The following is a 13,519-nucleotide window of genomic DNA, read 5'->3' as shown; positions in this document are numbered from 1 at the left end:
CACCTGCTTTTTCGCTCTTTCACGTCGTCATACGCCTCCTATGACGACCGATCACCTGCTTTTTCACTCTTGCACGTCGTCATACACCTCCTATGACGACCGGTCACCTGCTTTTTCACTCTTGCCCGTCGTCATACAATAAAAAACAAACACAAAAAACCACCCTCAACAACCCGCTGAGAGTGGCCCTTCCAAAAAACTATTAATAATTCGCCTTCAATTGAGAGAAATCAACTGCTCCGTCTTCCACCAAGTGGCATGCAGATTGCTGGTTTACACCAGGAATCCCATGAAGCTTTGGTTCTTCCGTTCTGCAACGATCGAATGCATAAGGACAACGTGTATGGAAACGGCATCCAGCAGGTGGATCAATTGGAGAAGGAACATCACCTTTTAGAATGATGCGCTCTTTCTTCTTCCCAAGATCAGTACTTGGTATCGCAGATAGTAACGCTTTTGTATAAGGATGCTGTGGATTAGCAAAAAGGGCATCCTTATCAGCAATTTCTACAATTTTACCTAAATACATTACGATGATTCTATCGGAAATATGACGTACAACCCCAAGGTCATGGGAGATAAACAAATACGTCAAGTTATACTCACGTTGTAATCTTTTCAACAGGTTCAATACCTGCGCTTGGATTGATACATCCAATGCAGATACAGCTTCATCACATACAATCAACTTCGGGTCCACTGATAATGCCCGCGCTATACCAATTCGCTGACGTTGCCCTCCACTGAATTCATGTGGGTGACGGTCAACCTGGTGAGCACCAATTCCAACCGTTTCAAGCAATTCAACGATTTTTTTGCGACGGTCTTTACGAGGGACAACATTCTGAATTTCTAATGCTTCCTCTAAAATTTGGCTAACTGTTTGACGAGGGTTTAATGAAGCATAGGGATCTTGGAAAATAATTTGCAGATCCTTACGTTTTTTTCTCATTTGAGATTTATTTAAAGCAAGTAAATCTTCCCCTTGGAAACTTACTTCTCCGGAATAAGGATTGTCCAGACGTAGGATTGCACGACCTGTTGTGGACTTTCCGCAACCGGACTCTCCAACGATACTTACTGTTTCCCCTTCCTTCACGGAAAAACTGATGTCATCTACTGCTTTGACATGGTTAATCGTTCTTCCGAAGATTCCACCTTTAATAGGAAAGTATTGTTTAAGGTTTTTCACTTCTAATAATGTTTGATTACTCATGGCTAGCAGCAACCTCCTCATCTTCCCACTTCTCTGTATAGATCCAGCAACGAACCTGATCGCCATCTTCTGTTTCTTTCAGGTCCGGCAAACTGCTGTGACAAATGTCTTTCGCATGCGGACAACGAGGTGCAAAGCGGCAGCCCTGTGGCAGGTTGAAAGGACTTGGCACTGCCCCATCAATAACAGACAGGTCCCCTTCCACATCCTGATCATGCTTTGGAACAGAGTTTAATAGACCAACCGTGTAAGGATGTTTCGGGCTTGAGAAGATGGTTTGAACATCTGCGTATTCTACCACTTTTCCGCAATACATTACCGCTACCTTGTCACACATTTCCGCTACAACACCAAGGTCATGGGTAATTAACATAAGCGACGTCCCAAGCTCATCTTGCAATTTTTTCATCAAATCAAGAATTTGCGCTTGAATGGTTACATCCAAAGCAGTAGTAGGTTCATCGGCAATCAACAGTTCAGGGTTACAAGCTAGCGCAATCGCAATCATGACACGTTGACGCATACCACCTGATAGTTCGAAAGGATATTGTTTTGCACGTTTTTCAGGAGATGGGATACCAACTAAGCGGAGCATATCCACCGCTTTTACCCATGCAGCCTTGCGACCCAGCTTTTGGTGAATACGAACGGATTCCGCAATTTGCTCTCCACAGGTTAATGTCGGGTTAAGTGATGTCATTGGTTCTTGGAAAATCATTGAAATATTATTCCCTCGAAGGTTCATCATCTCTTTTTTCGATTTATCCAAAAGGTTTTCACCTTTAAATACGATTTCACCACCGATAATTTTCCCAGCACCAAGACGCATGATAGAAAGAGAGGTAATACTTTTACCAGATCCTGACTCTCCTACAACTCCTAGTGTTTTCCCTTTTTCAATAGAAAAATCTACACCATCAACTGCTTTGACTTCTCCTTCATCAGTGAAAAAGGAAGTTCTTAAATCTTTTACTTCTAATATGTGCTCGCTTTTAGCTGTTGTCATTTTTTTCACCGTCCTTTAGTTAAGGTCTATACGCTTGTTAATCATTCGGTAGGTTATATCTACAAGGAAGTTCACCAACACGAATAACAATGTACAAACAAGAATGGTTCCTTGTACCATTGGAAAATCTCTCATTGTAATGGAACTGATGATTAAACGACCTATTCCATTGATTGCAAATACCGTCTCTGTTATTACAGCTCCACCAAGCAACGTACCAAACTGTAGACCTACTACTGTAACTACAGGGATTAATGCATTTCTTAAAGCATGTTTATATATGACATATTTATCACTTACACCTTTTGCATAAGCAGTCCGGATGTAATCCTGATCGATAACATCAAGCATACTAGAACGAGTCATCCTTGCTATGATGGCCGCACCACCAGTACCTAGAGTAATTACCGGTAGCACCATCTGTTTCCAGTCATTTCCCCACCCTGCAACAGGTAACCAGCCAAGGTTAACTGAGAATAAATAGATCAACATGATTCCAAGCCAGAAGTTTGGCATGGAAACTCCGAATAAGGCCACAATCATAAGGGATGTATCGGCAATGGAATATTTTCTAGTTGCAGATATAATTCCTGCAATCAGACCAAGAAACACAGAAATAATAGTTCCCCAAATTGCAAGTTCAACAGTTATCCAAATTCTATCTGTAAATATCTCTGAAGTAACATCACGGTTTGTTCGTACAGATGTACCAAGATCCCCTTGTACTGCATTACTAATATAGTTTAGATATTGAACATGGTAAGGGTCGTTTAAGCCCAGCTTGTCCCTCATCGCTTCTATCTGTTCCGGACTTGCTTGTTCCCCTGCCATAATCTGTGCAGCATCTCCGGGAATTAAGTGCACCATCATGAAAACTGCTAATGTCACCCCAAACAATACCGGGATTGTTTGTAAAAGTCTTCGTATGATAAAAATCAACATGTTAATTCACCTTCTTCTCCATTATTTTCTCGATTTTGGATCTAATGCATCTCGCAGTCCGTCACCCATCATGTTAAATCCAATAACAACGAGCAAGATGACAAGTCCAGGGAATAACGTAATATGCGGAGCTTGCGTTAAATAAGCACGTCCTTGGCTTAGCATCGCTCCCCATTCAGGAGTAGGTGGTTTTGTTCCCATTCCGAGGAAGGATAGAGCACTTGCAGTAATAATTGCTGACGCGATATAAAGAGTTGCTTGTACAATAATTGGCGACATAATATTTGGAAGTATATGACGGAAAATAATTCTTCCATCTTTTGCTCCCATCGCTTTAATTGCATCTACATATTCTAGTTTCTTCACACTTAATGTAGATCCCCGTACAATTCTTGCGAAAGACGGTACCGCATAGAATGCTACTGCAATAATTACATTTCTCGTGCTGGCTCCTAGTACACTAACTATTGCTAATGCCAGTAATATTCCTGGAAAAGCAAGTAATACATCGCAAATTCTCATTATTAGACTATCAACCCATCTACCATAATAGCCTGCAACAATTCCTAGAGATACTCCTGCTATCGCCCCCAAGATTGTCGAGACGAATCCAATTCCTAAAGAAATTTTTGTTCCATACAGTAAACGACTGAATATATCCCTACCTAATTCGTCTGTACCTAAATAGTGCTCAGAAGATGGCCCTTGAAGCTTATCCATTACATTCGTTGTATTTGGTTCATGGGTAGCTAGTACTGGGGCAAGCGTTCCGAGTATTACGACAGCTAATATAATTATAACCCCTGCCATGGCGGCTTTATTTTTAGCCATTCTTTTGTAGAAAGTTTTCCATCTTAGTGATTTTGCACTTTCCACTTTAACCGGAACACCCGTTGTCGTTTGAGGTTGTGGTTGACTCATGGTTCTTCTCATCCCTTCATCTGTTTGTAACATTCTTAATAATTCTAAATTTTCAACACAGCTAGCTACTATAATAGCGATTATTTTGTAATATTACAATAGTTTTAAAGAGTCTCATCATACTTAATTTTGAGAATCATTGAAAATAAATTTAATAATATTCTTCATTATATACATGAAAAAATTAACAAAAACGTAATATTAATAGAAAACTAGCCCCACATTATTACAAAAATAATAAATTTGTTAAAATTTCTTGCAAAAGAACTCTTGTGAATTTTCAGTTTTTAGATTATTATAAAAATCAATCGTGGCTTATCCATTGATTACAAACTTGTATCAACAAAATATTTAGGGGGTAATTTTACATGAAAGCAAAAAAGAATGTGTTTTTCTTGCTTCTGCTTTCACTTATGCTAGTTCTTTCGGCATGTAGTGGCGGAAACAACAGCAGCGGATCCACAAACAACGGTGGTTCTGGTGACGGTGAAGAAGTTGCAGGTCAAGAAGGTGGCGAATTATCATTCGTAGTTGGTGCGGATGCTCCAACACTTGACCCTCATGGTATGAATGATACTTCTACAACAAACGTAACAACGCAAATTTTTGACCGTTTAACTGCATATGAAGCAGACGGAACTGTAGTACCTTCACTAGCTGAGTCTTTTGAAGCTATTGATGACACTACTTGGGAATTCAAATTACGTACAGACGTTAAATTCCACGATGGATCTGATTTTACTGCAGAAGCTGTTAAGTTAACACTTGACCGCATTTTAGATCCTGAAACTGCATCTCCACGTGCAGTCGTAGTTAATATGATTAAAGAAGTTGTCGTAAAAGACGACCACACAGTTCATATTATTACTGATAAGCCTTTCGCTCCACTACCAGCTCACTTAGCACATAACGCTGGTTCTATCATCGCTCCTTCTGCGATTGAAGAAGAAAAGAGTGGCGGTAAAACAGTTGACGAAAACCCAGTTGGTACTGGTCCTTTCGTATTTGACAACTGGAACCGTGGTTCTGAAATCGTATTAAAGAAAAACGCTGATTACTGGAATGGCGCGCCAGCACTTGATTCCATTAAATTTGTTGTAGTACCTGAACAATCTACTCGTGTAGCAATGCTTGAAACTGGTGAAGCAAACGTTACACAAATCGGAGCTTCTGACGTTGCTCGTGTAGAAGGTATGGCTAGCGCTGGTATTGAATTAACTAACGTTCGCGGTACTCGTATGGACTACTTAGGTTTCAATATGGATAAAGAGCCTTACAACATTAAAGAAGTTCGTCAAGCAATTTCTATGGCAATCAACAAAACTGATATCGTTGACGGTATCTTAGACGGTCAAGGTGTACCTGCTGTTGGACCACTTGCTCCTACAGTTGTAGGTAACTACCAAGATCTTGAGCCACTTGGATATGATGTAGAAGCAGCAAAGCAACTACTTGCAGATGCTGGCTTTGAAGATGGATTTGAAACAACTCTTTATGTAAACTCTGCAAACGCTGAGCGTGAGCAAATCGCAACACTTGTACAAGATCAATTAAGCCAAATCGGCATCAAAGTAAACATTGAAATCATTGAGTGGGGTGCATTCCTTGATGCAACTGCTAATGGTGAGCACGAACTATTCATCCTTGGATGGACTACTGTAACAGCTGATGCTGACTATGGTCTATACGCTCTATTCCACTCTTCAGCATTCGGAGCTCCTGGTAACCGTTCATTCTACGCTAACGACCGCGTGGATGAGTTACTTGACCTGGCTCGTTCTGAAACTGATCAAGCAAAACGTGACGAAGCTTACAAAGAAATCTCTGAAATCCTTGTAGACGAAGCTCCAATGGTTTACTTGCAACACCCTGACTTCAACTATGGAACAAACGGTGCAAACGGTCTATTCGTAGACTTCAGTGGTACACCTTACTTCCACGGTGTGAAGCTTAACTAATTAAATATGACCCCCGACTAGTGATAGTCGGGGGTTTTTATGTTGTAGCACTGATCAAAAAAAAGAAACTAGCTGCTAACACTAGTTTCTGACGGGAACTTAATAGTAAATGTAGTTCCCTTCCCAACCTCACTTTGCACTTCTATTTTTCCTTGTAATAACTCAATAATTTGAAAAGATATAGTCAAACCAATACCGGTTCCCTTATCTTTAGTGGAATAAAACGGTGTTCCCAATCTATCCACTTGTTGTAGTGTCATCCCCACACCGTCATCGATAATCTCTATTAATATTGTTCCTCGATTGCTAGAAGCCTTAACGGTCACCGTTCCATCCTTATCTATGGCTTCAATCGCATTTTTTATCAAGTTGATTAAGACTTGTTTCATTTCATCTTTATTAGCTTTTATGTACAACTCTGCTTCAATCTCATGACGTATTGTGGTGTTATTGATAGCCGTATAAGTGGACATGAGTTGGACAACGTTTTCTAATTCTTGAGATACATTTACCCTGTCCATTCCTTGTTTATTTGGTTTGGCAAGTGAAAGATAATCTTGTATAATCGTCTGGGCCCGGTCTAACTCTTCAATAGAGATATCAATATACCTTTTTTGAGAACTATTTAGATTATCATCTTGACTCATCAACTGCAGGAATCCTCGTGTTGATGTCATTGGATTTCTTACTTCATGTGCAACTGACGCTGCAAGCTCACTTACCACTTTTAATTTTTCTGAACGTTGCAATTCATGCTGCAATTGCATTTGCATATTCAAATTTTCAATAATCATAATAGCTGTTACTAAAGAGACCCAAGTAATAAAAGAAACCAATACATTTAGAAGAACCTCTTCCTCTTCATTCAGATAAAACAACCTGATTGCTCTTGTTGCTGTAATGACTAAAAATAAGAAGGAAATGATTGAAATCTTCTTTTTTAAGCTCAAACTTGTATACCTATTTCTAAATGCTATCAGTAGTCCTGCTAAAATTAAGTAATTTATCACCATGACAACAATATGGTTGTCCCCGATTATATACAGATAATAAAGCATCGACACCATTACAGCAGCCCCTGTAAACAAACCACCATATAAAAAGGATAAAATGACAGGTATCACCTTTTGATCATAATAAGACCCCTCGGTTACCTCAATCGGAAAAGACATCGTACAAATGACCATAAAAATCATTATAACTAAGAATCGATAATTCACTTTTCTTGTTGATCCTATAGCACCTTTATTTAAAAACTGGTAATAAACCAAAATGGGAAACAAAATAATTAATACATGATATAGAACATGACCTAGATTTCCAACCATATCAACGCACCTACCAACATTTGCTCTCAATTTTTATTGTTAATACTTCGCTTTTCGTACCATTTATTCCTCCTTTTATCCCATAAGAAAAACCAGCCCCTAGGCTGGTTTTATTTAAGCAAATTTTTTATTTTGCTCTTTCTTAAAGAACTCTTTCATCGCATGGAAAACATCGGGCTTTTGCTTCAAAATGAAATGTCTGAACTTCTCGTCATTTACATTTTTGTAAGCTGACATCAATGTAGAATGCCTATTATACTGATTTACTTCCCCGTACCCGAACATATTGGAAACCTTCATTAGCTCTGCCACCAATTTTACGCAACGCTGATTATCTGATGTCAAGTTATCTCCATCTGAAAAGTGAAACGGATAAATGTTGAAACGTGTTGGATTGTATTTCGTATCGATTAGCTCCAGTGCTTTCCGGTAAGCGGATGAACAGATCGTACCTCCACTTTCTCCCTTTGAAAAGAAGTCCTCCTCACTTACAACTTTCGCCTCAGTATGATGAGCGATAAACTCAATATCCACTGTCTCGTATTTCGTTCTAAGGAATCGTGTCATCCAGAAGAAAAAGCTACGCGCCATATATTTCTCCCACATACCCATTGATCCGCTCGTATCCATCATCATCAATACAACCGCTTTTGAATCTGGCTTCACCACTTCATTCCAGGTTTTAAACTTGAGATCCTCCTGATAGATTGGATGGAAACTCGCCGTACCTGTCATCGCATTCCGTTTATAGGCGGACATCATCGTGCGTTTTTTATCTATATTCCCCATAAGACCTGTGCGTCTAATATCGTTAAATTCATAGTGCTCGATGATATTTTCATCGCGCTCTTTCTGCTGCAGGTTTGGCAGCTCCAGCTGATTGAAAAGTGCCGCTTCAAGATCCATTAAGGACACTTCCGCCTCATAATAGTCCTCTCCGGCCTGATCTCCCGCTCCTTGCCCCTTACCTGGACCCTTCTGCTGACCCGACCCGTCCCTGGCTACAACATCCCCGACCTGACTGTCTCCATCTCCTTGGCCAACATGCTTGTTTTTGTCATAATTATAACGAATTCTGTACTCATCTAAAGACCTGATTGGGATCTTAACGACCTCTCTGCCATTGGACATTACAATGTTCTCTTCAGTAATAAGATCTGGTAAGTTATTTTTAATAGCCTCCTGGACCTTTTCCTGATGGCGTTTTTGGTCGTCGTGGCCTTTTCGATGGAGGGACCAATCCTCTTTGGACACTACAAAATTCGTATCATCTGACATTGTCATCGATATCCCTCCCTATTTAATTCATTTTACGTTTCTAGGAACCTTTTCATCACTATTTTCATAAAATATCTTGGTGAAATTTAATGAATCCAACCTTCGTGACAATTAGGGTTGGTTACTCTATCCTATGCACATATCTCAAATAATTGACAGATTATTTTGATAATTGGGCGTGCGTTTCTATTAATGAGACAAGCGTGTAATCGATTGTTAGTAATAATAATTTTATGCTGTGAGAAGGTCGTACTATACGATCAATTTCTTTTTATACAACAAAAAAACCTCCCAAAAGTTGCTGGAAGGTATGTTTATTCCTTTTCATTTTCCTTGTTGTTTTTATGCTGCTTAGGACTGCGCTCTCTGTCGGTTTTATTTTCCTTCAGCTGCTCCATTTCCTTTGCCAGCTTTTCCATCTCTTTTTCATTAGGGGCCATTGTATTTTCATAGGTTTTTTCTTTACTCATTGTCATCACCTCTTACAATTAATTTCCCCTTAATTTCACTTTACAAACCTATGAACGGAAAAAAGCAGCGGACAAGAGCTCCGCTGCTTTTTTGTTATCTATTTAATAGACTTCCTACATATCTTAATAAATCGTTTGCTGACGTGGAGTTATATCCATGTTCATCTATCAAGCGGGCCACCACTTCATTTATTTTCTTCAGCTGTGTTTCATCAGGAGTCTTGGATGAAGTTGTAATCTTCACAACATCTTTCAGGTCAGCAAATAGTTTCTTCTGAATTGCTTCTCTTAAGCGTTCATGGGAGTTGTAGTCAAATCGCTTACCTTTACGCGCATAAGCAGAAATTCTGATAAGGATCTCTTCACGGAATGCCTTTTTCGCGTTTTCTGAAATACCAATTTGCTCCTCAATGGAACGCATTAATTTCTCATCAGCACTCATCTCCTCCCCAGTGAGAGGATCTCTGAGTTTCGCCTTATTACAATAAGCCTCGACATTATCAAGATAGTTATCCATCAATGTTTTAGCAGACTCTTCATATGAGTACACAAATGCTTTCTGAACTTCCTTCTTCGCAATGTTATCATATTCTTTTCTCGCTACTGAAATGAAGTTTAAGAATCTTTCTCTATCTTCATTAGAGATGGAAGCGTGTTGGTCCAGTCCTTCTTTTAACGAACGCAGAACATCTAGCGCATTAATGGACGGAATTTCTTTACGAATGATGGTGGACGAGATCCTGTTAATCACATAACGCGGATCAATCCCACTCATCCCTTCATCAGCATACTCTTTCTTCAGTTCTTGAACGTCAACAGAATTAAAGCCCTCGACAGATTCTCCGTCATACAGGCGCATCTTTTTGACTAAATCGATATCGCCACGTTTTGCCTCTTTCAATCTGGTAAGGATCGTGAACATCGCTGCCACCCGGAGTGTATGTGGTGCAATATGAACATTCGCCACATCACTCTCATTGATCATCTTTTCATAAATTCTCTCTTCTTCAGAAAGCCTTAGGTTATATGGAACCGGCATCACGATAATACGCGAATGCAAGGCCTCATTCTTTTTATTGGAGATAAAAGAACGATACTCGGTTTCATTCGTATGAGCGACAATCAGCTCATCCGCACTGATTAACGCAAATCGTCCTGCCTTGAAATTCCCTTCCTGCGTTAAAGACAATAGATGCCACAAGAACTTCTCATCACATTTCAGCATCTCCTGGAACTCCATCATCCCGCGGTTCGCTTTGTTCAATTCCCCGTCAAAACGATATGCACGAGGATCAGACTCGGAGCCGAACTCAGCAATGGTGGAGAAGTCGATGCTTCCGGTTAAGTCCGCAATATCCTGTGATTTCGGATCAGATGGACTGAATGTACCAATTCCGACACGTTGATTTTCTGAAAGGAAAATACGTTCCACCAGCACATCTTCAATTCTTCCACCGTATTCCTTTTCAAGCCTCATCATATTTAATGGCGACAAATTTCCTTCAATCCTAACACCATACTCATTGTAAAAGTCATCTCTTAGATGGTGAGGAATTAAATGTAACGGGTCCTCATGCATTGGACAGCCTTTAATCGCATAAACTGCACCTCTGGCAGTATGAGTATATTGCTCTAGTCCGCGTTTCAAGATAGTGACCAGAGTGGATTTCCCCCCACTGACAGGACCCATTAATAAGAGGATCCTCTTTCTGACATCCAATCTTTTCGCAGCCGGATGAAAATACTCCTCCACCAACCGCTCCAACGCTTCTTCTAAACCAAAAAGGGCATTGCTAAAGAAATTATACTTCCGCTGCCCATTGATCTCTTCTACCCCAGCATCTTTAATCATATTGTAAACCCGTGAATGTGCGGATTGAGCTACCCATGGTTCCTCTTTCAAAATCTCCAAGTACTGCCCGAAGGTTCCTTCCCACTTCAGCCTCTGTTCTTCTTCCCGATACTTTTCAATTTTACGTAAAATATCCATAAGGACCTCCCCTTTTATTACAGCTTCAAGAGTCGTGATTGCGTGATTAATATACTCTATGCGCCGTGGGAGTGAAACATGCTTTTTTTACGTGCGCAAGAAAAATTCCTAGTGTCAAAAATTATCCACAGATTTCATTCACATAACTCGTCCATTGGGCTATAATATAGATAGTATGCTTACATGAACTAAACCTACATAAGGAGGAACCAAACATGGGTACATCTGGATTCTTAATCTTAGGCGTATGTCTTGCATTCCTAACAGCAATTTTCACTGCTGGCTATAATGAGCGCCCTGGTACACGTAAAAAGTAATTCGTAATTCGTAATTCGTATAAAATAAAGAAGCCCTCTGCCTTTCAACTTTTGCTTGAAAGGCGAGGGCTTCTCTTTTTTTCTTATTCTTCCGGAAACTCAATGGATAAGTTCGGATAGTCCTGCTGTCGCAATGCTTCATATATTAATATCGCTGCAGTATTGGACAAATTCAATGATCTTACATTCTTTGTCATCGGTAAACGCAAACATTGATCCAAATTACTCTGGATCAAATCTTTAGGTAACCCTGTCGTCTCTCTACCAAACACAAAGAAGTAATCTTTATCCAGGTTGCTGTAGTCAAATGAAGTATGCGGCTTCATACCAAACTTCGTAATATAGAAGAATTCCGCTTGTTTATTTTTTTCAAACAACTCATCCAACGAGTCATAATAAACAACATTAACAAACTCCCAATAATCAAGCCCCGCACGCTTCAACATCTTATCGTCCGTCGAAAATCCAAGCGGTCTGATCAAATGCAATGTTGTGTTCGTAGCTGCACAAGTTCTAGCAATGTTTCCTGTATTAGCTGGAATCTCTGGTTGATATAATACCACATGTAATCCCACAATCGTCACCTCATATTTCTTTCACTTTCATCCTATACAACAATACCTTTTTATCGGAACGGAATCAAGTATCTACTAACGGTCAAGGACGTGGAAAAATTTATATTTAATATTCGGGGTGTACGCAGTGGAATCTTCATATTTCCAATATCTCATCCTTGAATTATAAGTATTGGCATTGACTAAAGGCTCCCCATTCTCATCTTTTGCCACCACAATTGTATTATGATCAAACCGGCCATCCCCCTCAAAATCATAGCAAATCACATCACCCGGCATAAGCTGTGACACATTGCTAACTTCTTTCGCTTTCAGACCTTGTTTTGCACTTGGTAAATACCATCTTAACGCATGAGCTACTGCCCACGTATAACTCCAATCATTATTCCGCATCCACCATCCGCCAGATTTCTTTGGATACCCGACCATCGGCGCTCCACCAGCATACAAACACTGCGAAATATAATTCGTACAATTCACCTCAAACTTCTTAAACTGCGGGTTGTAGCTGTTCCAATATTGCTCTGCATACCTGACCGCTTCCATACGGCTATACTTAAAACGAAGAGGCTGCTGTTGTTCATCCTCTTCTTGTGGCGGAATGAACCGAGGAGAAGTCCTGTCTCCCTCATCCTGAATGGAGAAGTCTTGTGTGAGTTCCCCGTCAACCCATTCTGAATAACGCTGATCAGCTTCCTCTTCTAGATATAGGTTTCCTTTTTGCTTTATCAGATACCGAATGTGAATCTCATAAAAAACATTAGCCTCCCGCTGTTGTTCATCCTCATGTATCGAATGTATTCTCGCTGTCGCACTACACTTAACGATCTCCGCTCCTCTACGCTTATGTGCTTCTTGTTTTTGTTTTATCGTAGCATCGTTCATAATTGTTCTGCTGGTTTGCTTGCTTTTGTAGACATAAGTATCAAGGCGGTCTTGAATATGTGCTTTCAGCTTATCTCTCATGGGCTTGCCCCTCTCTCTGGGTAATAGTCCTTGTTGATATGTTTATGTTGGGGGCTTGGGATTTGTGTGGAGGATTTTTGGTTTTGATTTTGATTTTTGTATTTTTTAGAAGTGCATGTGAAGAATGTGATTTGGTTTGGTCTTTGGGAAAAGCTTTTGGGTAACTGGGTTTTGGTGACGAAAGTATTTGTCTAGTATGAGGACAATGTTTCTCATTTTCCCTTTGTGGAGGGAGTCATTCCCTTCGTATGAGGACAATGTTTCCCACTTTCCCTTGGTAGAGGGAGTCATTCACTTCGTATGAGGACAATGTTTTCCACTTTCCCTTGGTGGAGGGAGTCATTCACTTCGTATGAGGACAATGTTTCCTACTTTCCCTTATCTGAAGGAGTCATTCTTGTCGTATGAGGACAATGTTTCCTACTTTCCCTTATCTGAAGGAGACATTAGTAACGTATGAGGACAATGTTTCCCACTTTCCCTTGTCTGAGGCAGTAATTAACTTCGTATGCGGACAATGTTTTCCACTTTCCCTTGGTGTATGGAGTCATT

General features: G+C 40.1%; 11 protein-coding genes. 1 reads left to right on the top strand and 10 read right to left on the bottom strand.

Going from position 1 to position 13,519, the window contains the following annotated elements; translation table 11 throughout:
* Positions 1–202: 202 nt before the first annotated feature.
* From HF078_RS00865 to HF078_RS00850, 4 genes are read right to left on the bottom strand one after another with little or no spacing between them, the layout of a single operon-like run.
* The gene (locus HF078_RS00865) at positions 203–1,216 is read right to left on the bottom strand and encodes an ABC transporter ATP-binding protein (RefSeq protein ID WP_169289436.1); all 1,014 of its coding nucleotides are present in this window, start codon (positions 1,214–1,216) and stop codon (positions 203–205) included.
* Positions 1,209–2,222, bottom strand: coding sequence for an ABC transporter ATP-binding protein (locus HF078_RS00860; protein ID WP_168862858.1), 1,014 nt, complete (start codon positions 2,220–2,222; stop codon positions 1,209–1,211). The genes HF078_RS00865 and HF078_RS00860 overlap by 8 nt, the downstream gene beginning before the upstream one ends.
* Positions 2,223–2,237: 15 nt before the next feature.
* Positions 2,238–3,164 carry an ABC transporter permease gene (locus HF078_RS00855; RefSeq protein ID WP_169289435.1) on the bottom strand — a complete coding sequence of 309 codons (927 nt, stop codon included), beginning with the start codon at positions 3,162–3,164 and terminating at the stop codon, positions 2,238–2,240.
* 21 nt (positions 3,165–3,185) lie between these two features.
* On the bottom strand, positions 3,186–4,085 hold the full coding sequence (locus HF078_RS00850; protein WP_169289434.1) for an ABC transporter permease: 900 nt from the start codon (positions 4,083–4,085) through the stop codon (positions 3,186–3,188).
* 368 nt (positions 4,086–4,453) lie between these two features.
* Here HF078_RS00850 and HF078_RS00845 point away from each other — a divergent pair, with 368 nt between their 5' ends.
* Positions 4,454–6,043 (top strand): glutathione ABC transporter substrate-binding protein, encoded by a 1,590-nt coding sequence (locus HF078_RS00845; RefSeq protein ID WP_169289433.1) that lies wholly within the window; start codon positions 4,454–4,456, stop codon positions 6,041–6,043.
* Positions 6,044–6,111: 68 nt separating this feature from the next.
* Here the strand turns inward: HF078_RS00845 and HF078_RS00840 are convergent, their stop codons facing one another.
* From HF078_RS00840 to HF078_RS00815, 6 genes are all read right to left on the bottom strand, one after another.
* The gene (locus HF078_RS00840) at positions 6,112–7,371 is read right to left on the bottom strand and encodes an ATP-binding protein (protein WP_169289432.1); all 1,260 of its coding nucleotides are present in this window, start codon (positions 7,369–7,371) and stop codon (positions 6,112–6,114) included.
* Between the two features lie 114 nt (positions 7,372–7,485).
* Positions 7,486–8,655, bottom strand: coding sequence for a sporulation protein YhbH (yhbH, locus tag HF078_RS00835; RefSeq protein ID WP_169289431.1), 1,170 nt, complete (start codon positions 8,653–8,655; stop codon positions 7,486–7,488).
* Positions 8,656–8,963: 308 nt separating this feature from the next.
* Positions 8,964–9,119: a hypothetical protein gene (locus tag HF078_RS00830; protein ID WP_169289430.1), complete on the bottom strand. Its 156-nt coding sequence runs from the start codon at positions 9,117–9,119 to the stop codon at positions 8,964–8,966.
* Between the two features lie 94 nt (positions 9,120–9,213).
* Positions 9,214–11,109: a PrkA family serine protein kinase gene (locus HF078_RS00825; protein ID WP_169289429.1), complete on the bottom strand. Its 1,896-nt coding sequence runs from the start codon at positions 11,107–11,109 to the stop codon at positions 9,214–9,216.
* A 400-nt stretch (positions 11,110–11,509) separates the two neighbouring features.
* Entirely contained in the window at positions 11,510–12,010 is a 501-nt protein-coding gene (gene trmL / locus HF078_RS00820; RefSeq protein ID WP_169289428.1) for a tRNA (uridine(34)/cytosine(34)/5-carboxymethylaminomethyluridine(34)-2'-O)-methyltransferase TrmL, read from the bottom strand.
* Positions 12,011–12,076: 66 nt separating this feature from the next.
* The gene (locus HF078_RS00815) at positions 12,077–12,967 is read right to left on the bottom strand and encodes an amidase domain-containing protein (protein ID WP_169289427.1); all 891 of its coding nucleotides are present in this window, start codon (positions 12,965–12,967) and stop codon (positions 12,077–12,079) included.
* Positions 12,968–13,519: the final 552 nt, after the last annotated feature.

The sequence above is a fragment of the Bacillus sp. RO2 genome (genome assembly GCF_012911845.1).
Taxonomy (GTDB): domain Bacteria; phylum Bacillota; class Bacilli; order Bacillales; family Bacillaceae_I; genus Sutcliffiella_A.
This window is presented reverse-complemented; position numbering and strand designations above follow the sequence as displayed.

Coding starts and splice junctions, on each gene's coding strand:
- HF078_RS00865 (WP_169289436.1), bottom strand. CDS start 1,216: ATGAGTAATCAAACATTATTAGAAGTGAAAAACCTTAAACAATACTTT.
- HF078_RS00860 (WP_168862858.1), bottom strand. CDS start 2,222: ATGACAACAGCTAAAAGCGAGCACATATTAGAAGTAAAAGATTTAAGA.
- HF078_RS00855 (WP_169289435.1), bottom strand. CDS start 3,164: ATGTTGATTTTTATCATACGAAGACTTTTACAAACAATCCCGGTATTG.
- HF078_RS00850 (WP_169289434.1), bottom strand. CDS start 4,085: ATGAGTCAACCACAACCTCAAACGACAACGGGTGTTCCGGTTAAAGTG.
- HF078_RS00845 (WP_169289433.1), top strand. CDS start 4,454: ATGAAAGCAAAAAAGAATGTGTTTTTCTTGCTTCTGCTTTCACTTATG.
- HF078_RS00840 (WP_169289432.1), bottom strand. CDS start 7,371: ATGGTTGGAAATCTAGGTCATGTTCTATATCATGTATTAATTATTTTG.
- yhbH (WP_169289431.1), bottom strand. CDS start 8,655: ATGACAATGTCAGATGATACGAATTTTGTAGTGTCCAAAGAGGATTGG.
- HF078_RS00830 (WP_169289430.1), bottom strand. CDS start 9,119: ATGAGTAAAGAAAAAACCTATGAAAATACAATGGCCCCTAATGAAAAA.
- HF078_RS00825 (WP_169289429.1), bottom strand. CDS start 11,109: ATGGATATTTTACGTAAAATTGAAAAGTATCGGGAAGAAGAACAGAGG.
- HF078_RS00815 (WP_169289427.1), bottom strand. CDS start 12,967: ATGAGAGATAAGCTGAAAGCACATATTCAAGACCGCCTTGATACTTAT.